This window comes from Craterilacuibacter sp. RT1T, assembly GCF_023502145.1.
In the GTDB taxonomy this organism is placed as follows: domain Bacteria; phylum Pseudomonadota; class Gammaproteobacteria; order Burkholderiales; family Chromobacteriaceae; genus Craterilacuibacter.
Genome location: NZ_JAMFLI010000010.1, coordinates 16,494 through 35,684, shown reverse-complemented (window position 1 = coordinate 35,684; position 19,191 = coordinate 16,494). Strand labels below are relative to the sequence as shown.

Sequence of the window (19,191 nt, the reverse complement as noted above, 5' to 3'; positions counted from 1 at the left end):
CCGATAGGGTGATAATGCGATCCATTATCATTTGTGTCGGAGTGTGCATGATGTTGCCTCTTACTCTCGGTCAACTGCGGCCCGGTCAAAAAGCGACGGTCAGCGCTTTGTCTGCGGCTGCATTGCCATTTCGGCGCAAACTGCTGGCAATGGGGGTCACCCCGGGCTGTATGGTCGAAATCGTGCGTGTCGCACCCTTTGGCGACCCGGTCGAACTGAGTTTGCGCGGTTTTTCCTTGTGCCTGCGCCGGGCCGAGGCGGACGGAATCGAGGTGGCACTATGCCGTTAACCAGCATCAGCCTGATCGGTAACCCCAACTGCGGCAAAACCACATTATTCAATGCGCTGACCGGCGCGCGGCAGAAAGTCGGCAACTGGCCCGGGGTCACGGTAGAGCGCAAGAGCGGGCGTTTGCGTGGCGATACCGCGCTGGAAGTGATTGATCTGCCCGGCACCTATTCGATTGAGGGCGGTGACGAAGGCGTATCGGAAGACGAACGCATCGCCCGCGATCATGTGCTGGCCGGCACGGACGGGCTGATTGTCAATGTGCTGGATGCGGCCAATCTGCAGCGCAATCTGTTTCTGACCTTCCAGTTGCTGGATTTGGGCCGCCCGATGCTGGTGGTGCTGAATATGGTGGATGCGCTGGAAAGCAGCGGCCACAGCATAGACATACCGGCCCTGCAGCAGGCGCTGGGCTGCCCGGTTCTGGCCATCTGTGCCAATCGCGGCAAGGGGGTTGCCGAGCTGGTGACGGCCATTCAGTCGGCGGCAGCGCGCGCCGTGAGCCCTTGTCCCCAGCCTACGCTGGCCGGCGATCTGGAACGCTGGCTACAAGCGCAGGCACAGGCCGAGCCGGCTGTCAGCCGCGCCATACAGTCGGCACGTTTGCTGGAGGGCACGGCCAGCACCTTACCGGATCTGGCCGGGGAGGATGCCGATATCGCACTGGCCAGCGCGCGCTATAGCGCCATTGATCTGCTGTGTGCCAGGGTGTTGCGGCGCGAGCATATTGCCAGCCCCGGCATGACCGCACGGCTTGACCGCTTTGCGCTGGGCCGTTTGACCGGCCTGCCGGTGTTCTTGCTGGCGATGTATCTGATGTTCCTGCTGGCAATCAATGCCGGTGCGGTGTTTATCGACTTCTTCGATTTGGCCACCGGCACGTTGCTGGTGGACGGCACCGCCCATCTGCTGTCTGGCATGGGCGCACCAGCCTGGCTGGTGGCGGTACTGGCGCATGGTATCGGCGGCGGCATTCAGACCGTATCGACGTTTATTCCGGTGATTGCCGCCATGTTCCTGTGTCTGTCCTTTATGGAAGACTCGGGCTATCTGGCGCGTGCCGCCATGGTGGTTGACCGTGCCATGCGCGCGGTCGGCCTGCCGGGCAAGGCTTTTGTGCCCATGCTGGTCGGCTTCGGCTGCAATGTGCCGGCCATTATGGGTACGCGCACGCTGGACTCCAGCCGCGACCGGCTGACGGCCATCATGATGATGCCTTTTATGTCGTGCGGTGCGCGTTTGCCGGTATATGTGATGTTTGCCGCCGTATTCTTCCCCAGCGATGGGCAGAATGTGGTGTTTGCCCTGTATCTGCTGGGCATCGCCATTGCGGTGCTGACCGGGCTTGCGATGAAGCACAGCTTGTTGTCGGGCGAGATCTCGCCTTTCGTGATGGAACTGCCGCCTTATCGCCTGCCTACGCTTAAAGGCATGCTGATCCATAGCTGGCAGCGGCTGAAAAGTTTTATCGTGCGCGCGGGCAAGGCGATTGTCGCGGTGGTGATGGTGTTGTCGCTGTTCAATTCGCTGGGGGCAGATGGCAGTTTCGGTAATGAAAACACCGAGGCTTCGCTGCTGTCGGCAACCGGCAGGGTGCTGACGCCGGTGTTTACCCCTATGGGCATCACGCAGGACAACTGGCCGGCAACGGTCGGGCTGTTTACCGGCATCTTCGCCAAGGAAGCCGTGGTCGGGACGCTGGATTCGCTATACGGCAATCTGGCGCGTGCTGCGGCAGGGCATGAGGATGAGCCGGCTTACGATATGGCCGCCGGCCTGCATGCCGCCGTTGCCAGTGTCGCCGATAATCTGGCGTCGCTGGGCGACAAGCTGACCGATCCGCTGGGCCTGTCGGTCGGGGATCTGGCCGACCGCGATGCGATTGCTGAAGAGCAGGGTGTAGACACCACCACCTTTGGCCAGATGCAAATGCGTTTTGGCGGTGCGGCGGCGGCGTTGGCTTATCTGGTGTTTATCCTGTTGTACACGCCTTGTGTCGCGGCGCTGGGCGCGGTGTATCGCGAGGCCGGTGCGCGCTGGATGGCAGGGGTGGGGGCATGGTGCTTCGTGATTGCTTGGTCGGCGGCGACGCTGACTTATCAGGGCTCGCGTCTGGCTACGGCGCCGGCCACGGCCGGGCTATGGATTGCCGGCGTGCTGGGCATGCTGGGGCTGGGGTTTTTGCTGTTGCGCTACTTTGGCCGTCAGGCCGATGTCGCCAATACCCTGCCGGCAGGCAAGGCTAAGGCATGTGCTTCCGGGAGCTGCGCATGCTGAACCGGCTGCGGGATATTTTGCAAAGCCGTGCCGTTTTGAGCCTGTCCGAGCTCTCGGCACTGATGCAGGTGCCGCCATCGGCCCTGGAGCCGATGCTGGCGCTGTGGATACGCAAGGGACGGGTGCGGGCAAGCGGTGCGGCGTGTGGCGGAGGCTGTGGTGGTTGCAGCAGTAGCGACTGCCGCCTCTACCAGTGGCAGGACGAGGCGGCCAGAGCTGTGTTTGTCTTAAAGCAGGCTTAGTTAAGCTATCTGCATGCTGCGCTCGCGCGCAACCAGACAGTTGCGCCCGCCTTGCTTGGCGCGGTACAGGCGTTCATCGGCCTGGCGCAGCTGCAGCTCTATGCTCTGGGTGCTGCAATCTGACAGGCCGATGCTGATGGTGAGGTTCAGGTTGTGGCCGGCCAGGTGCTGCTGCTGGTTTGCCAGTGACTGGCGGAAGTTCTCCAGCCTTTGCTGCTGTACCCGGTTATCGCCGCCCAGAATAATGGCAAACTCTTCGCCGCCCAGGCGCGCGGCCATTTCATCCGGAAAATGTTTTCGCAGCTGTTTTGCCAGCTCGATCAGGGCCTCATCGCCACCGGCATGGCCGCAGCGGTCATTGATGGACTTGAAATGGTCGATATCCAGCATGGCGACAGCGTAATCGCCATTCTGGCGTAGCGCCTCGGCAAAAAAAGCACGACGGTTGGGCAGGCCGGTCAGCGCATCCTGATTGGCGGTCTGTATCAGGGCCTCCATGTTTTCCAGATATTCGATCGTGCGCGTGATACGGCAGTAAAACTCTTCAGGATTGAACGGCTTACTCAGAAAGTCGTCGGCTCCGGCCTTGATAAAGCGCGGATTGGTGCTGCTATTGGATGAGCCGGAAATACCGATAATGGCCAGCTGCTCGCGTCCGAAACTGCGGCGGATTTCGGCGGTCAGGTTGGCGCCATCCATGCCGGGCATATCATGGTCTATTAGCGCCAGACGGATGTGTTTGTGCTGCTTCAATGCCTGTTTGGCCTCATCGGCATCGCTGGCAAGAATGACTTGAAACAGGTAGCGTTCCAGCAGTGCTTTGAGATGTTGGCGTACCGTATGCGAATCATCGACGATCAGCGCAGCCAGCTGGCGGTTTCGATCCAGGCGGCGCAGCAGCATCGCTACATATTCCAGCGCGGACGGCATGTCTTTGGGAATGTAGTCGACGACTGGATAGGACAGGATTTTTTCGCGGGTGGCGGCATCGTTGCGTGCAGTCAAGACCAGCGTCGGGACGCCTTGTTGCAGCAGGTCGTACAGCGCCTCGCCTTCCAGTGCATCGGGCAGGCTGTAATCCAGCACCGCCGCCATTAATCCGCCCTTGAGCAACTCCTGCTGCATCTGGGCGCGGCTCATGGCGATGCGGACACAATAACCCATGCGCTCTATCACTCGCGCCAGCGGGTGCAGAATAGCGGTACTGTCTTCGATTAGCAGGATATCGCCACGCGGCATGGTCTTTTCCACCCGATTAAATTTGCCATTATCATACCATTAATCCATATGAGTTAGCTGGTGCAGTGTGTTGTATCCTGCTGCCGTAGCGCCTCTGAATGGCAGCGGCTGCGGATGGTTTATTGGCATCCGCCGCTTTGTTGGGAATAATGCATCTCACGTTATGACAAAGGCAAATATCGATGAAGCTAACTCCTCTTGATGGCAACTCGCAAAAACTGGATGGCGGTGCGATGTTCGGCAATGCGCCGCGCGCCTTGTGGTCGCGCTATCTGGCGCCTGACGAGGCCAACCGCGTGCCGCTGGCCTGCCGCTGCCTGCTGGTTGAAACCGCCGGTCAGCGCATCTTGCTGGAAACCGGGATAGGCGCTTTTTTTTCGCCTGAAATGCGCGAGCGTTATGGTGTCGTCGAAGCGCAGCATGTGTTGCTGGACGCACTGGCAGAGCAGGGCCTGTCGGATGCCGATATCGATGTGGTGATTTTGTCACACCTGCATTTCGATCACGCCGGCGGCCTGCTTGCCGCCTGGGATGGCGGCCCGGCCCGACTGCTGTTTCCCAATGCGCGCTTTGTTGCCGGCCGTGCCGCCTGGCAGCGTGCGCTGACGCCGCATGCGCGTGATCGTGCTTCTTTTGTACCCGAGCTGATCGCGCTATTGCAGGCATCGGATCGTTTGGTGCTATCTGATGGTGAAATGCCGGATTGCCTGCCGCAAGACTGGCGCTTTCATGTGTCGCATGGACATACGCCGGGTATGTTGCTGACTGAAATTCCGACGCCGGCCGGGCCGCTGCTGTTTGCCGCCGATCTGATTCCGGGTGCGCCCTGGGTACATGTGCCGATTACCATGGGTTACGACCGCTATCCGGAAATGCTGATCGATGAAAAACAGGCATTGCTTGAAGGCTTGCTGCTACGTGAAGGGGGGCTGTTTTTTACCCATGACCCGCATCAGGCTGATGGCAGGCTGGTGCGCGATAGCAAGGGCCGTTTCTCGGTGACGGCCTGGGGATAGAAGGCAAGTGTTGTATTTGTTTAACATTTTTCACAGGCTGATCTGGCTCAAATCAGTCACGAAAGAATAAAGCATGTAAGTGCTTTATTCTTTTTTTGTGCCAAAATCGGTCTGAAAGGCTTGATAGTCGTGGCTTGTCCGGTGTTTGCAGGGCGTCTGTATTTTCTCTTGGCTGTCCGCGTATTCAGGCCTGCACGTTTTTCTTGCGCCAGGCTTGCTTGGGCTGTTTAACAAAATGTTAGACGGCAAGGGGGGAGTGTGGATAATCGACGCACAAAAAAAGCCCGAATACAGTCAAGGAGGAAGCAGGAATGCTTGTAGGATTTGTCGTGCTCTACCTGATGGTTACCGTTGCCATCGGTTTGTATGCCTCTACCCGCGTGAAGAACGCCAAGGATTTTGCCACGGCTGGCGCCAGCATGCCGATGCCGGTGGTGACCGCCATGGTGTTTGCCACCTGGTTCGGTTCGGAGGCGGTGCTGGGCATTCCTTCCACTTTTTTACAGGAAGGCTTTGCCGGCATTGTTGAAGACCCGTTCGGCTCCTTCGGTTGCCTGATGCTGGTCGGCATCTTTTTTGCGCGCCGTCTGTATCGCCTGAATCTGCTGACTATCGGCGACTTCTTCCGCCAGCGTTATGGCCCGGTGGTCGAGGGCATTACCAGCTTCGTGATCATCCTGTCTTATCTGGGCTGGATCGCCGCACAAATGATCGCGCTAGGCGTGGTATTCAATGTGCTGTCCGGTGGCGCCATCAGCACTACGCAGGGCACTTTGCTCGGCTCGGTCATCGTGCTGATCTATACCCTGTGTGGCGGCATGCTGTCGGTAGCCTTTACCGATTTTATGCAGATGTCGGTGATCGGGGGCGGCCTGATCTATCTGGTCTGGCTGATGGCCGGCATGGCGGGCGGTGCCGATGTGGTGATTGCCAAGGCGGCCGCTGAAAACAAGTTCACCTTCCTGCATGGCACCAGCCCCAAGGAAGTAGTCGGCTTTATCGGCGCGGCGCTGACCATGATGCTGGGCTCCATCCCGCAGCAGGATATCTACCAGCGCGTGATGTCGGCCAAAAATGAAACGGTCGCCATGCGCGGCACCATACTCGGCGCCATCCTTTATCTGTGCTTTTGCATGTTGCCCATCTTTCTGATCTCCGCCGCCTCCATCATCGATCCGAAAATGGTCGGTGTGATGCTGGACAAGGATGCGCAGATGATTCTGCCGACGCTGATTTTGCAGCAGACGCCACTCTTCGCCCAGGTGCTGTTCTTTGGCGCCTTGCTGTCGGCCATTATGTCGACGGCCTCGGGCACCCTGATGGCGCCGTCGGTCACCTTTACCGAGAACGTGCTCAAGCACTTCTTGCCGCGCATGACTGACCGCCAGTTCATTCGTGCTATGCGTATCTCCATCGTGGTGGCGGCGATCTCGACCACGGCTTTTGCCCTGCTGTCGAATGCCAGCATCTACGAAATGGTCGGCAACGCCTACAAGGTCACGCTGGTCGCCGCTTCGGTGCCGCTGATTGCCGGCCTGTTCTGGAAACGCGCGACGACACAGGGTGCGCTGCTGGCCATCGCTTTCGGTATGACTAGCTGGCTGATACTGGAGGCCAGTTACACCGATGATGCTTTCTGGCCGCCGCAACTGATGGGCTTGCTGATGAGCTTGGCCGGCATGCTGATCGGCTCGCTGGCGCCGCAGCGTATCGGCGTGATGACACAAGAACCGCAGCACATTTAAGCGACTACGCCAAAGCTTAAAGAGCACGCTCCGTATGGGGCGTGCTCTTTTTTGTATCGGGTCTGGGCCGCTTACTGGCTGCGCGGGCCGAGATGTGCCAGATAACGCCGCTCCAGACGGCGGAACAGCCAAGCGATCAAAAAGGTCAGCGTGAGATAAAAGGCACCGGCGGTCAGAAAGGGTTCGAATGCCTGATAGCTATCGCTGTAGATCTGGCGTGCCACACCGGTCAGATCGGCCAGTGTCACCAGGCCTGCGATGGCGGTGCCTTGCAGCATCATCACCACCTCGTTGCTATAGGCGGGAAGCGCACGGCGTAGCGCGGAGGGCAGGGCGATGCGGCGCAGCGTCTGCCAGCGACTCATGCCGATGGCGCGTGCCGCCTCGATTTCGCCGTGCGCAGTATTGCGGATCTGGCCGGCAATGATCTCCGTGGTATAGGCGGCGGTATTCAGGGTGAAGGCGATAATGGCACACCAGTATGCCTCTTGCAGATAGATCCATGCCCAACTGTCGCGTATCGCTTCAAATTGCGCGAGACCGTAGTAGATCAGGAAGAGTTGCACCAGCATTGGTGTGCCGCGAAACACATAGGTGTAAAACCAGACCGGGCCGGCAAGCCAGCGGTTTTTCGAGGCGCGCAGCAGTGCCAGCGGCAATGCGAGTACGAAGCCGGCCAGCAAGGATTGCGCCAGTAATTCCAGCGTCAGCAGCAGACCATCGCGACCGGGCAGGGCCGGGCCGGCTTCGCTAAGACCGAAAAATGCCGGAAGTTTTTCCAGTACCAGATTCATGTCTATCATAATTCGGCCTCCCGTACGCCCAGCGAGTAGCGCGCGCACAAGCGGTTCAGCGCCAGTATGGAAATGGTGGTGATGGCCAGATACAGCAGTGCCACACACAGGTAAACGGTAAACGGCTGCTGCGTGACCGACTTGGCGACATCGGCGCGCGCCATCATGTCATCCAGCCCGATCACCGAAACCAGCGCGGTCGATTTCACCAATACCAGCCAGTTATTGGAGAAGCCGGGCAGGGCGAAGCGCACCATCTGCGGCAGCATAATGCGGAAAAAAACCCGGAGCCGACTCATACCGAAAGCGTGTCCGGCCTCAATCTGGCCGGGAGGAACCGCCAGCATGGCGCCGCGGAAGGTTTCACTCATATACGCACCGAAAATAAAGCCCAGTGTCAGTGCGCCGGCGATGAAAGCGTTGATGTCCAGCGGTTCCAGGCCGAGTGCCAATGCCACATCGTTGACCAGCATCTGGCCACCGAAGAACAGAATGAACATCCATACCAGATCGGGGATGCCGCGCACCACCGTTGAGTACAACTCGGCCAATAAGGCGAGCGGGCGATTTTTTGCCAGACGGAAAGCCGCACCGATCAGACCCAGCACTACGGCGAAGAGCAGTGCCAGTGCGGCCAGCTTCAGCGTCATCCCGAGTCCGGCAAGCAGAGCGGGCAGGTAATCTTCAAGCATGATTTGAGCTCCAGAGGCTTACAGGGACAGCAGACAGCCTTGGCGTAGCGGCGTGCTGCCGGCAACAAAGCACAGTTCGTTGCCGGTCTGCGTAAAGCGCTGCAACACGCGTGCGTAATAGACGCCGCTGGTTTGTGCCACCAGTTCGCTGCGCTGGCCGCTTAAGGGGTCGATGACCCAGCCCAGACGCGTGCCGGCCTCGACTTGGGTGCCGGTTGGCAGGCTGTAGCTGACGATGCCACCATGAGGGGCATAGCTGATGCCGACGCCGGCAAGCGGGGTTGGGGCGTTGGGGGCGGCCGGTGGCTGGGTTTGTCCTGCGATAGCGCCACGCCAGGCCAGATAAGCCAGCAAATTTTGCGCATCAGCTTCGGCTTGCTCCAGCGATACGTCAAGCTGGCCGCGTAGTTCGACGGTGGCGGCAAAGCAGGCCATGGGCAGCTCGGGATAGTGCTGGCGCAAATGCCACCACGGCCGGGTGCAGCAGTCATCGAAAGAGTTGCCGCCTTGCTCGGTGGCGTAGAGTGTGGCTGCCGCGCCCATAAAGCCGGCCAGTGCCATGGCCTCTGCTTGCTGTTCGCTGTGCACATACAGGTGCAGTGCCGCTTCGCTGTCGCAGTGCAGGTCAAGTACCACATCGCTGACACAGGCGAGCGAAAACAGGGTGTGCTGCAGGCTTTGCAGCTCGCTTGCCGGTGGCTGTTTGGCCATCAGCGCCTGCATCGTGGCGCGTACAGTCTCCACGTCTTGTGTGGCGCCCTGGCCTAACTGGCCTGGCAGCTTTTGTAGCAAGGCCGGGGCAAGGTCGGGGTAGTGGCGGTTGAAGTTGAGACCGCTGCCCGCATCAAAGCGTCCTTGTGCCAGCCCCAGATGCTGCTGTGCCAGCCCGATAGGGTTGGCCACGGGCAGCAGCAGGATTTCTCCTTGTATCTGTCCGTCTGTTTCCAGTCTGGCCAGATGTTCGCGCAAGCGTGTCAGCGTCAGCATGCCGGGGATTTCGTCGGCATGCAGCGCCGCCTGCAGGTAAACGCGCGGGCGGGCGCCGGTGCGGCCAAAACGCCATAGCTGCAGCGTCTGTTGCTGGCCGGGAATCGGGCTGATCAGGGGAAGGGTCTCGATTTGCATGTCAGGCTCAGTCGTACTGGTTGTAATCGAAGTAACGGTCGTTGATCTTCTTATAGGTACCGTTTTTCAGTATGGTATCCAGCGCAGTGTTCACTTTTTGCAATAGCGCCTTATCCGTTTTGCGTAACGCGATGCCCGAGCCGGTGCCGAAATATTTAACATCGGAGAACTTGGGGCCGAATAGCGCCAGCTTATTACCGCCCGGTCCTTTGAGGAATTCGCTGCCGACGCCGATTTCAACCATGATCGCATCAACACGGCCGGCGTTCAGGTCCAGCAGCGCATTGGCCGGCGTGGTGTAGGTACGGATCTTGGCTCCGCCCTTGCCGAAGACGTCCTTGGCGTACTTTTCCTGGATGGTGCCTTGCTGCACGCCCAGCGTCTTGCCCTTCATGCTGGCTGGGGTGCCGGCGGGCAGGGGGCCTTTCTTGCCGAGGAACTGCGAATAGCCGCCCTCATATTTATTGCTGAATGAAACGGCCTTCTCGCGCTCTGGGGTAATCGCCATGGAGGCCACAATCAGGTCGAACTTGCGTGCGTTCAGTGCCGGAATCATGCCGTCGAAGTCGTAGCGCATGATCTCGCATTTGGCTTTCATTTCGGCACACAGCGCATTGGCGATATCGACGTCGAAGCCGGATAGTTTGCCATCGGGGGCTGCCACGCTATAGGGCGGGAAAGTGCCGTCGGTGGCGATGCGCAGGGTGTCGGCAGCCTGTGCCTGACTTGCTGCCAGCAGGCCGAAGGCCGCGATCGTGGTCCATGTCTTGAGCTTCATGTTTCTCCTCCTTGGGGATGACCTGCTTGATGCAGGTGCAAACTGTACTTTATTGCCCTGCATATCATCGCGAACAGGTACAGTCATGACCTAATACTGCCTATCCTGTACAGGTAAAAATGACTAGACAGCATGTAGCCAATATTTTAAAGCTGGATCCGGCGGCCGGTACCCTGGTGCGACAACTGATGGGGGCCATTCGTCATGCGGCAGCGCAAGGCCGATTGGCACCCGGCGAAAAATTGTGGTCCATCCGCCATCTGGCTCGCGAACTGGGCATCAGTACGTTTACCGTGGCGGAGTCTTACGACAAGCTGGTGTCAGAGGGCGTGGTTTGTGCGCGGCGCGGTGAGGGCTTTTATCTGGCGGCACAGCCAGAGGTGCGGCGCCATGAACTGGAGGCGCTGCAAGCGCTGCCGGTGGATGCATTCTGGCTGGCTGACAGTCTGTATGAGCCGCCACCCGATGCGATCAAGCCCGGCAGTGGCTGGCTGCCTCCGGCCTGGTTTGCCGATAGCGGGCTGGATGGCAATTTGCGTCAGGTGGCTCGCAGCGTATCCGGTGCCGAGCTGGCCAGCTATGGCGAGCCGCGCGGCCTGCCTGCCTTGCGTGACTATCTGCTGCGCGAGCTGGGAGAAGAAGGTTTACTGTTGAGCCGCGAACAGCTGGTGCTGACGCAAGGTGCAAGTCAGGCATTGACGCTGGCCGTGGCTTGCCTGACCCGGCCGGGGGATACGGTGCTGGTGGATGATCCCGGGTACTGCAATCTGGTCGTCGGCTTGCCTTTGCAGGGCATCAAGCCGCTGGGCGTACCATGGACGCCACAGGGGCCGGACCTGGCGGCGCTGGAAAGCTTGCTGGAGACGCATCGTCCCAAAGTATTTTTTACCAATCCACGCCTGCACAATCCGACCGGCGCCAGTTATAGCGCGGCCACCGCCCATCGTGTGCTGCAACTGGCGGAAAAATACGACTTCTGGGTGGTCGAGGATGATGTCTGTGCCGGCCTGAGCGTAAGCACGGTGCCCTCATTGGCCACGCTGGACGGCTTGCGGCGCGTCATCCATATCGGCAGCTTTTCCAAGACGCTGTCGCCCAGCTTGCGCGTGGGTTTTATTGCTGCCGATCGCAGCGTGGCCGATGCGCTGACCCATTACAAAATGGTGTACGGCCTGACCTCGTCCGAGCTGGCGGAAAGGGTGGTGCTGGCCGCCCTGAGTGATGGGCAGCAACGGCGGCGCCTGACGCGCTTGCGCAACCGCTTGGCCGCCGGGCGTAAAGAGACGCTGCAACTGTGCCAGCGTCTGGGGATGGCGGTGTTCGCCGGGGGTAGTGAAGGCATGTTCGTCTGGGCACGCCTGCCGCCGGGGCTGGATGCGGTGGACTTGTCGGCGCAAGGGGTGAGCGAGGGCGTCATGCTGGCGCCCGGTGCACTGTTCCGTCCCGGGCAGCAGGCATCCGACTACCTGCGCATGAATGTCGCATACAGTACCGAGGTACAGGTTGAGGCTTTTCTGGCGCGGCATCTAGTCCGCTGAGTGGCTCGGGGTTTGTCCTGCTTGCGTTAACCCTAATGGCATGGCAAGGTCGGGGCATGCATACATCCCGCTCTTCGCTGACTTCCGCCTATCTGCTTTTGGTGCTGACCACGCTGTTCTGGTCGGGCAATTTTGTGCTGGCGCGTGCCACCCATGCCAGTATTCCGCCGTTGACGTTGTCGTTCGCGCGCTGGGCCATCGCGCTCTTGGTCTTGCTGCCGTTCGGGCTGAAGCCTGCATGGCAGCAGCGCGCGCTATGGCGACCCTACTGGCGCCGCTTGCTGTTGCTTGGCGTGTTCGGTATTGCCGGCTTTAATTCGCTGGTGTATCTGGGGGTGCAGGAAACCACCGCCACCAATGCGGTGCTGATGAATTCGTTTATTCCCATTCTGATCGTGCTGCTGGGTGCGCTGTTTTTCGGCATCAAGGCCAGCGCCCTGCAGTTGCTGGCCATTTTGCTGTCGTTTGCCGGCGTGCTGACCATCGTCGCCCATGGCGAGCTGGCACGCCTGATCCGCCTCGAAATCAACCATGGCGATGTGGTGGTGTTTGCCGCCATGCTGGCGTGGGCCTTGTATACGCTGTTGCTGCGCGGCTTGCCGGCCGGGCTGAACCGCATCGGTCTCTTGACCGTGCTGGTGGTGATCGGTCTTGCCTGCATTACGCCGTTTTTCCTGCTGGAGTACGCCAGCGGCCAGCGCGCTCCCTTGAATGCCACCACCCTGATTACCTTCGCCTACGTCGGCACCTTGCCGTCGGTCGCGGCCTACTATTTCTACAACCTCGGCGTTGCCCGCATCGGGCCGGCCAAGGCCGGCAGCTTTATCCATCTGATGCCGATGTTTGGCGCCTTGCTGTCGGTGCTGTTTCTGGGTGAGGCCTTCCATCTTTACCACGCGGCAGGCATTGCGCTGATTCTGTCCGGCGTATGGCTGGCGGCGCGGGCGAGCCGCTGAAAACTACAGGGGAAAACCATGAGCGAACAGGATAAACAGGCGGGGCTGGCGCTGCGTACCCAGGTAATGGGCGAGGCCTTTGTCGAGCGCGCAATGGGTGGCGCCGACGCCTTCTCACAACCGTTGCAGGACTGGGTCAACGAGCACGCCTGGGGCAGCACCTGGCAGCGCGGCGGCATCGAGCTGAAAACGCGCAGCCTCGTTACCTGCGCCATGCTGGCAGTACTCGGGCGCAGCACCGAACTCAAGGGCCATCTGCGCGGTGCGCTCAACAACGGCGCGACCCTCAGCGAGATCCGCGAAGTGCTGCTGCACGCCGGCGTCTATGGTGGCGCACCGGCCGCGGTGGAAGCGTTCCGCGTTGCGCGCGAGCTGATGGCGGAGATGGGGTTGGAGATGGAGGCGGCAGGTTAGGCCCTAACGTCGGACTGCAACGCAAGTAGATTGCCTAACCCATCGCTGAGTAATGGTTTGCGTGATGCAGTTATTGCTGCGTTGCTACCCAGTTTTTCATTTTTTTGTCCAGTACCGCCAAGGGTAGGGTGCCGCTGTTGATCACGTTGTCGTGGAAGCTACGTAGATCGAAGTTGGTGCCGAGCGTTGCGCTGGCATCGCGGCGTAGTTTGCTGATGCTTAACTGGCCAACCTTGTACGATAGTGCTTGTCCCGGGTTGGCAAGATAGCGCAAGACCTCATACTGGACATAGTCTGGGGTGAGTGCCGAGCGATCAAGCATATACTGCTGTGCCTGCTCGATTGTCCAGCCCTTGGTGTGAAGTCCCGGTTCGACAACCAAGCGCAGCGCACGCAGCATTTCATTGTTGAGTCGGCCAAAGCGTTGTAGCGGGTCGTTAAGCAGGCCAAGTTCTTGGGCGATGGATTCGACGTATAGTGCCCAGCCTTCCTCAAAGCCGTTGTGCGCCATGTATTGACGGAATTTAGGCACATTCTGCTGCTCTTGCTTGAGCGAAATTTGGAAGTGGTGGCCGGGAGAAACCTCATGCACGAAGTTGGCTTCCATTTCCCACTTGTAGAGTCCGAAACCTGGTTTGGTATTGATGAAGAAGACGCCCGGCGTCTTGCCATCTGCGCTGCCGGCGCTATACCAGGCACCACCATCGGTTTTTTCACGCGCGGGTGGAATGGGCTTGATTTTAAGTTCAGTTTTTGGGCGCAGGCTGAACAGTGCCGGGAGTGCTTTTTCCACTCGTTCATTGATATGGTGGAAGGTTGCCATTTGAGCCTGACGGTTACGCCACTGATACTTGGGGTCATGTAGCAGAGCCTTGAAGAAAGCCTTCAGGTCTCCTTTGAAGCCGACTTCGCGGCGAATGGCATCCATCTCTGACAAAATGCGCGCGACTTCCCGCTCACCCGTGGTAAAGATCTCGTCGACACTAAGGTCAGATGTGGTTTGCTGCTGGCTAAGATATTGGTACCAGTTCTCTCCATTGGGTAACTGATGCCACCCTATGGTCGTGCGGGTCTGGTAATCCTTGCGGAGGAAGCGTTCCAGACGGCTGAGAGCTGGGTTGACGACGTTGCGGATTTTTTGCTGATAGGCGCTGGCGAGGCGCTTTTTTTCTGTTTGCGGGATGGTGGCAGGCAGGCGCAGAATGGGCTTGTAGTATTCACTTTGTCGCGGATTGGCAACGATCAAATTCTGGATCTGGTCCGCCGTTGCATTGGCAATTTCTTTGGGCAGAGCAATGCCTTTAGTGCTGCCTTTTTGCATGCATATTATTGCATGGTCTATCCACAGGCTTAAACCGTCAAGGCGCGAGAGAAAGTCATCGTAATTCTGAGTCGAGTTAAACGGGAAAATTAGGTCGCCACTAGCCTGCATCGCCAAATCATTGGCCTTATTGACCTCTTGGTTAAGCGGCAGATACCAGAATGGATAGTCGAAGGATTTCAGCGTCATCTCCCTGCCGTAAATAAAGGCGTCGTAGCTGATCTTGTCATCACTGCTTAATGTACTCCTATTTATTGCCTGCACTAGGTTTAGGTACTTTTTCTCCAGGGCCTGCTGGGCTTGAAGATAGTTGTCCGATAAATAGTCACCGAACTTGGCATTGCTGCTGTTGACCCCATACGCAGGTGCATTGAGCGGGTTGAGTGCCAGATCCTGCTGGAAATACTCATCGACCAGTTTGCGCAGTTGGCTGCTTGATACGGGTGATGTTTTTTCTATGCCTGTATTCGTGGTTTGTCCATTGGCCTGTGCAGGCAGGGCGATGGAAAAAATGAATGGCAGTAATAGCAGAGCCGATAGTGAGGTTATGTGCATGGTGTCTCCTTTGAGTTATTTAGAACCCGGCATCTTGATCCTACGGCGCGCGCTACTTGGCATCCATGTACAGAATGGTAATCGCAGTCATGGAAAAAAAACCTATACGGTCTATCCCTCAAATGGAATGCTTTCAGCCCCCCACTTCTTGCATGGTTAAATCTCGATGGCATGTGTGCAGGATGTGGTGTCAACCACAAGGACTCCATGCCTACCATCACCCTGCGCGGTAGCCTTATTGAAGCGTCTGGTGTTTTGCCTGCCGTCGGCAGCCTGGCGCCAGTTTTGAGCCTGAACAACGGCGATCTGGCCGAGGTGACGCTGGCTGACTTGGCCGGCAGCAAGATCCTGAAATTTTTCCCAGCGTCGACATGCCGACTTGCGCGCTGTCGGTGCGCAAGTTCAATGAGCAGGCCGCCGGCCGTACCTGCGTGAGCGTGTTGTGCATCTCGGCCGACCTGCCGTTTGCGCAAAAGCGTTTTTGCGGTGCAGAGGGGTTTGAGGGCGTGGTCAATCGGTCGACTCTCCGCCACCCCGAGTTCCGTGGTGCCTGGGGTGTCGGGTTCGCCAGCGGCCCGCTGGTCGGCCTGTTTAAACCAGCTCATCTCGCCCAGCAATAGCGCTGGGGCCTGATCCTGTCGTTGTGTCATCGGCGTGATGGCCATCCAGTTCTTTTTGCGCTCGACTATCAGGACGCCGACGCCATACAGGGCAACACGGCGGTAGTCACCGATGATACGGCCATCAGCATCAGGCAGACCGGTAATCACGCCGGACTTGCGCGCAGCCAGAATGGCCGGGGTGTAGGCATCTAACACGCTCTGGTGATGGCTCTTGCGGTACTTTTCCCCGATCTCTTTGACCATCGGATCGATCTTGAAGCCTAAGGCTTCCAGACCGTTTTCAACCATGCGCAGGCCGCCATTAGGCATGATGGCGCGCTTGAGCCGCGCACCGGTCTGCAGACCAACGATCAGTTCATTTTTCTCGTCGATATAACCGGCATCGTGTGCGGTGATGCTGGCACCACGCTCTGCGCAGACATCCAGCACGCCACGGGCGCGCTCTTCTTTTCGCAGTACGGACAGCGAGTCCCTGATGCCTTGGGTACGCGCAGTGGCACCGGCCAGCAAGGCTGCGTCGCCCTCGTAAGGGCTCATGTTGTGCTGGATAAATCGCGCACGTCGGCACGGCGGCAATCATGCTTTTTTCAGGGCTCTGCATCGCTTGCATTCTTTCGTGTCGATCTGCAAGGGGGCGAGCCGCGCAGGGCGGCCAAGTGTTGTCAACTTAGCTGCGACAGGAAAATTAGAAAATAACGAAATGTTATGGGTGGATAGCGGTGGGGCATTCGACGATCTGCCTACTGGCTAGGCATAGTTCGGGGCAAGGAAAGCCCGGATGCAGTACGGCGGGCAGAGGCTCGATTTATCCAGTTTTCAGCTAACGAGGGGGTTTTATGAGCAGCAACAGATTGCGGGCAACCATCATCGGCTCTGGCAACGCGGGCATTACCGCGGCGTACCACCTGTCTGCCATCGGCGTCGACGTTTGCCTGTACGGGGCGCCTGGCTACGCCCAGCCCTTGCAGGACATCCGCGAGCGAGGCGGCGTGCGGGCCATCGAGGAGCTGAACGGCGTCAAGCTGAGCTTCGCCGGCTTCCAGCCGCTGCACACCGTCACCGAGGACATCGCCGAGGCGGTCGCCTTCAGCGACGTGATCATCCTGCCGGTGCCGTCGTTCGCCCAGTTGCCGCTGTTCGAAACCATGCTGCCACACCTGAAGGACGACCAGATCGTGATGCTGATGCCGGGCAACTTCGGTGCGCTGGCATTGCGCCAGCGGCAGAAGGAATTGGGTTATCACCAGAAGCTGCTGTTCGTCGACGCAATCTCCATCCCGTGGGCTTGCCGCCTGAGCGGTCCGGCCGAGATCGCGATCATGGGCATCAAGGAGTACCTGCCGGTCGCGGCGCTGCCGGCCAGCCGGACCGGCGAGGCGATCGAGCGCATCGCCCCGCTGCTGCCGCTGCCGTTGTCGGCCCTGCCCAACGTGATTGCCGCGGGCCTGGAAAACATCAACTACGGCGGCCATCCGCTGCTGACCACCCTGAACATGGGCCTGCTGGAGAACTTCGAGGGCAAGTTCAACTACTACAAGGATTGCTGTTCGGTCGCCACTTCGCGCGCCGCCGAAGTGATGGAGCTGGAGCGCCAGGAGATCGGCAACGCGCTGGGCCTGCAACTGATGAGCGAACTGGAGGCGATGAACAGCCTGTACGCGATGCACGCGAGCACCGTGTACGAGCTGAACCGCACCTCGGAGACCCACGGCAAGATCAACTCCGCGCCAGACTCTTCCCTGCACCGCTACATCACCGAAGACATCGCCTACCTGCTGGTGCCCTGCCAGGCCCTGGCCCGCCTGCAGGGCGTGCCGACGCCGATGATTGATGCGTGCATTACCATCGCCAACGCCTACAACCGGACCGACTACGGCAAGTGCGGACGCAATCTGCGCGCGATGGGCCTTGCCGGCATGACTTACGGGCAGATTGCCGACTCTCTGGCTTAAGCCGACACCGACCTGGCCATGCCGCATACGCGGCATGGCCACCCCGATCCGGACATAAAAAGGAGTAAGCATGCTGTTCAAGAAATTCCCGAGTTCCTTCACCATCCTGTTCATCCTGATGCTGGTGATCGCGGCGCTGACCTGGATCATCCCGGCCGGTAGCTACGAGATGGTGAAAAACGAGGCGCTGGGCAAGATGGTGCCGGTCGCCGGTACCTACCATACGATGCCGGCCAATCCGCAGGGGCTGCTGGAAATCGCGCTGGCGCCGATCGACGGTGCCTATGACCATCTCACCAACGCCGCGCGCGCCATCGACGTCGGCTTCTTCATCCTGATGATCGGCGGTTTCCTCGCGGTGGTGACCCGCACCGGCGCCATCGACGCCGGCATCCAGCGCGTCACCACCCGCATGGCCGGGCGCGAGAAGTGGCTGATCCCCATCCTGATGGGCTTGTTCGCCGCGGGTGGCACCATCTACGGCATGGCCGAGGAAACCATCCCGTTCTACATCCTGCTGATCCCGATCATGATGCGCGCCGGCTACGACCCGATCACGGCCATTGCCATCATCCTGCTGGGCTCCGGCATGGGGGTGACCGGCTCGACGATCAACCCGTTCGCGACGGTGATTGCCTCCAACGCCGCCGGCATCCCGTTCACCGACGGCATGCTGCTGCGCGTGGTGATTCTGGTTATCGGCTGGATGATCTGCGTGGCCTACGTGATGCGTTACGCCGAGCGCGTGCGCCGCGATTACGGCCATTCGCTGGTGGCCGACCAGCGGGACGCCGACCGCGCCTACTTCCTCAGCGACAAGCTGCAGGGGAGCGAGCGCATCGAAATGACCGGCATGCACAAGCTGATCCTGACCCTGTTCGTCGCCACCTTCGGCGTGATGATTTACGGCGTGTCGGCGCTGGGCTGGTGGATGGGCGAAATGTCCGCGCTGTTCATGGTGATGGCCATCGTCATTGGCGTGCTGGCGCGCATTCCGGAAGACAAGCTCGCTTCGACCTTCGTCGATGGTGCGCGTGACCTGCTGGGCGTCGCACTGGTGGTGATCCTCGCGCGTGGCCTGGTGGTGATCATGGACAACGGCCAGATCACCCACACCATCCTCAACTACGCCGAACAGTTGATCGGCGGCTTGTCGCCGGTGGCCTTCATCAACGCGCTGTACTGGATCGAGAGCGCGCTGTCGGTACTGATCCCGTCGACCTCGGGTCTGGCGGTACTGTCCATGCCCATCCTCGCGCCGCTGGCCGACTTTGCCGGCGTTGGCCGCGATCTGGTGGTCACCGCCTTCCAGACCGCCTCGGGCCTGTCGCATATCGTCACTCCGACCTCCGGCGTGGTGATGGGCGCGCTCGCCATCGGCCATGTACCGTTCTCGCGCTGGGTGCGCTTCATGGTGCCAATGCTGGTCGTGCTCACCCTGCTCAATATGGCGGCGCTGAGTGTCGCCGTCCTGATGTAAACCTTCTTCGCCGGGCTCACGGGTCCGGCCCCCCCCCCCGCAAGCACATGGAACAGGCAGGGCAGGTCCCTGCCCGGGGAGACGTGCGACCGGTGCTGGCTGTCTTGCCAAGTCCTTGGCGCAAGGCCTTGGCAAGACAACTACCGATACGGATT

17 protein-coding genes are annotated in these 19,191 nt (G+C 59.7%); 10 read left to right on the top strand and 7 right to left on the bottom strand.

Going from position 1 to position 19,191, the window contains the following annotated elements; all coding sequences use genetic code 11:
• Positions 1–47 precede the first annotated feature (47 nt).
• Genes M3P88_RS13355 through M3P88_RS13345 form a run of 3 tightly spaced genes read left to right on the top strand, consistent with a single transcriptional unit; the run spans position 48 to position 2,808 of the window.
• Complete coding sequence (locus tag M3P88_RS13355; protein WP_249616503.1) at positions 48–290, top strand: FeoA family protein; 243 nt, start codon at positions 48–50, stop codon at positions 288–290.
• Entirely contained in the window at positions 281–2,566 is a 2,286-nt protein-coding gene (gene feoB, locus M3P88_RS13350; RefSeq protein WP_249616502.1) for a Fe(2+) transporter permease subunit FeoB, read from the top strand. Before M3P88_RS13355 ends, feoB begins: the two co-directional genes overlap by 10 nt.
• A complete protein-coding gene (locus M3P88_RS13345) occupies positions 2,560–2,808 on the top strand; it encodes a FeoC-like transcriptional regulator (RefSeq protein WP_249616501.1) in 249 nt (82 codons plus the stop codon). Before feoB ends, M3P88_RS13345 begins: the two co-directional genes overlap by 7 nt.
• Here M3P88_RS13345 and M3P88_RS13340 read toward each other — a convergent pair whose 3' ends face one another.
• The gene (locus M3P88_RS13340; protein ID WP_249616500.1) at positions 2,809–4,047 is read right to left on the bottom strand and encodes a response regulator; all 1,239 of its coding nucleotides are present in this window, start codon (positions 4,045–4,047) and stop codon (positions 2,809–2,811) included.
• A gap of 182 nt (positions 4,048–4,229) precedes the next feature.
• Here M3P88_RS13340 and M3P88_RS13335 point away from each other — a divergent pair, with 182 nt between their 5' ends.
• Together M3P88_RS13335 and M3P88_RS13330 are read left to right on the top strand one after the other, a co-directional pair.
• Positions 4,230–5,063 (top strand): MBL fold metallo-hydrolase, encoded by an 834-nt coding sequence (locus tag M3P88_RS13335; RefSeq protein ID WP_249616499.1) that lies wholly within the window; start codon positions 4,230–4,232, stop codon positions 5,061–5,063.
• A gap of 311 nt (positions 5,064–5,374) precedes the next feature.
• Positions 5,375–6,808: a high affinity choline transporter 1 gene (locus tag M3P88_RS13330; protein ID WP_249616498.1), complete on the top strand. Its 1,434-nt coding sequence runs from the start codon at positions 5,375–5,377 to the stop codon at positions 6,806–6,808.
• A gap of 71 nt (positions 6,809–6,879) precedes the next feature.
• On the opposite strand, the gene M3P88_RS13325 is transcribed toward M3P88_RS13330, so the two are convergent.
• The 4 genes from M3P88_RS13325 to M3P88_RS13310 are packed head-to-tail and all read right to left on the bottom strand — an operon-like array spanning position 6,880 to position 10,197.
• Entirely contained in the window at positions 6,880–7,611 is a 732-nt protein-coding gene (locus M3P88_RS13325; protein ID WP_249616497.1) for an ABC transporter permease, read from the bottom strand.
• Positions 7,608–8,294, bottom strand: coding sequence for an ABC transporter permease (locus M3P88_RS13320; protein WP_283773218.1), 687 nt, complete (start codon positions 8,292–8,294; stop codon positions 7,608–7,610). The genes M3P88_RS13325 and M3P88_RS13320 overlap by 4 nt, the downstream gene beginning before the upstream one ends.
• A gap of 18 nt (positions 8,295–8,312) precedes the next feature.
• Positions 8,313–9,419: a succinylglutamate desuccinylase/aspartoacylase family protein gene (locus tag M3P88_RS13315; RefSeq protein ID WP_249616496.1), complete on the bottom strand. Its 1,107-nt coding sequence runs from the start codon at positions 9,417–9,419 to the stop codon at positions 8,313–8,315.
• Positions 9,420–9,426: 7 nt separating this feature from the next.
• Entirely contained in the window at positions 9,427–10,197 is a 771-nt protein-coding gene (locus M3P88_RS13310; protein ID WP_249616495.1) for a transporter substrate-binding domain-containing protein, read from the bottom strand.
• A 119-nt stretch (positions 10,198–10,316) separates the two neighbouring features.
• Between M3P88_RS13310 and M3P88_RS13305 the strand changes: the two genes are divergently transcribed.
• Genes M3P88_RS13305 through M3P88_RS13295 form a run of 3 tightly spaced genes read left to right on the top strand, consistent with a single transcriptional unit; the run spans position 10,317 to position 13,105 of the window.
• Positions 10,317–11,735, top strand: a complete 1,419-nt coding sequence (locus M3P88_RS13305; protein ID WP_249616494.1) for an aminotransferase-like domain-containing protein — start codon at positions 10,317–10,319, stop codon at positions 11,733–11,735.
• A gap of 56 nt (positions 11,736–11,791) precedes the next feature.
• Complete coding sequence (locus M3P88_RS13300; RefSeq protein WP_249616493.1) at positions 11,792–12,691, top strand: DMT family transporter; 900 nt, start codon at positions 11,792–11,794, stop codon at positions 12,689–12,691.
• 18 nt (positions 12,692–12,709) lie between these two features.
• Positions 12,710–13,105 (top strand): carboxymuconolactone decarboxylase family protein, encoded by a 396-nt coding sequence (locus tag M3P88_RS13295; protein ID WP_249616492.1) that lies wholly within the window; start codon positions 12,710–12,712, stop codon positions 13,103–13,105.
• A gap of 70 nt (positions 13,106–13,175) precedes the next feature.
• Here M3P88_RS13295 and M3P88_RS13290 read toward each other — a convergent pair whose 3' ends face one another.
• Positions 13,176–14,981 carry a DUF885 domain-containing protein gene (locus tag M3P88_RS13290; protein ID WP_249616491.1) on the bottom strand — a complete coding sequence of 602 codons (1,806 nt, stop codon included), beginning with the start codon at positions 14,979–14,981 and terminating at the stop codon, positions 13,176–13,178.
• The gene (locus M3P88_RS16095) at positions 14,972–16,180 is read right to left on the bottom strand and encodes a pyruvate formate lyase family protein (protein ID WP_502798958.1); all 1,209 of its coding nucleotides are present in this window, start codon (positions 16,178–16,180) and stop codon (positions 14,972–14,974) included. The genes M3P88_RS13290 and M3P88_RS16095 overlap by 10 nt, the downstream gene beginning before the upstream one ends.
• Before the next feature lie 260 nt (positions 16,181–16,440).
• Here M3P88_RS16095 and M3P88_RS13280 point away from each other — a divergent pair, with 260 nt between their 5' ends.
• Positions 16,441–17,556 carry an NAD/NADP-dependent octopine/nopaline dehydrogenase family protein gene (locus M3P88_RS13280; RefSeq protein ID WP_249616489.1) on the top strand — a complete coding sequence of 372 codons (1,116 nt, stop codon included), beginning with the start codon at positions 16,441–16,443 and terminating at the stop codon, positions 17,554–17,556.
• 70 nt (positions 17,557–17,626) lie between these two features.
• Positions 17,627–19,036: a YfcC family protein gene (locus tag M3P88_RS13275; RefSeq protein ID WP_249616488.1), complete on the top strand. Its 1,410-nt coding sequence runs from the start codon at positions 17,627–17,629 to the stop codon at positions 19,034–19,036.
• Positions 19,037–19,191 lie beyond the last annotated feature (155 nt).

What these genes read in the sequence shown, in the direction of transcription:
- M3P88_RS13355 (WP_249616503.1), top strand. Translation starts at nt 48, where the DNA reads ATGATGTTGCCTCTTACTCTCGGTCAACTGCGGCCCGGTCAAAAAGCG.
- M3P88_RS13320 (WP_283773218.1), bottom strand. Translation starts at nt 8,294, where the DNA reads ATGCTTGAAGATTACCTGCCCGCTCTGCTTGCCGGACTCGGGATGACG.
- M3P88_RS13295 (WP_249616492.1), top strand. Translation starts at nt 12,710, where the DNA reads ATGAGCGAACAGGATAAACAGGCGGGGCTGGCGCTGCGTACCCAGGTA.
- M3P88_RS13330 (WP_249616498.1), top strand. Translation starts at nt 5,375, where the DNA reads ATGCTTGTAGGATTTGTCGTGCTCTACCTGATGGTTACCGTTGCCATC.
- feoB (WP_249616502.1), top strand. Translation starts at nt 281, where the DNA reads ATGCCGTTAACCAGCATCAGCCTGATCGGTAACCCCAACTGCGGCAAA.
- M3P88_RS13340 (WP_249616500.1), bottom strand. Translation starts at nt 4,047, where the DNA reads ATGCCGCGTGGCGATATCCTGCTAATCGAAGACAGTACCGCTATTCTG.
- M3P88_RS13325 (WP_249616497.1), bottom strand. Translation starts at nt 7,611, where the DNA reads ATGATAGACATGAATCTGGTACTGGAAAAACTTCCGGCATTTTTCGGT.
- M3P88_RS13300 (WP_249616493.1), top strand. Translation starts at nt 11,792, where the DNA reads ATGCATACATCCCGCTCTTCGCTGACTTCCGCCTATCTGCTTTTGGTG.
- M3P88_RS13305 (WP_249616494.1), top strand. Translation starts at nt 10,317, where the DNA reads ATGACTAGACAGCATGTAGCCAATATTTTAAAGCTGGATCCGGCGGCC.
- M3P88_RS13275 (WP_249616488.1), top strand. Translation starts at nt 17,627, where the DNA reads ATGCTGTTCAAGAAATTCCCGAGTTCCTTCACCATCCTGTTCATCCTG.
- M3P88_RS13310 (WP_249616495.1), bottom strand. Translation starts at nt 10,197, where the DNA reads ATGAAGCTCAAGACATGGACCACGATCGCGGCCTTCGGCCTGCTGGCA.
- M3P88_RS13290 (WP_249616491.1), bottom strand. Translation starts at nt 14,981, where the DNA reads ATGCACATAACCTCACTATCGGCTCTGCTATTACTGCCATTCATTTTT.
- M3P88_RS13345 (WP_249616501.1), top strand. Translation starts at nt 2,560, where the DNA reads ATGCTGAACCGGCTGCGGGATATTTTGCAAAGCCGTGCCGTTTTGAGC.
- M3P88_RS13280 (WP_249616489.1), top strand. Translation starts at nt 16,441, where the DNA reads ATGAGCAGCAACAGATTGCGGGCAACCATCATCGGCTCTGGCAACGCG.
- M3P88_RS13335 (WP_249616499.1), top strand. Translation starts at nt 4,230, where the DNA reads ATGAAGCTAACTCCTCTTGATGGCAACTCGCAAAAACTGGATGGCGGT.
- M3P88_RS13315 (WP_249616496.1), bottom strand. Translation starts at nt 9,419, where the DNA reads ATGCAAATCGAGACCCTTCCCCTGATCAGCCCGATTCCCGGCCAGCAA.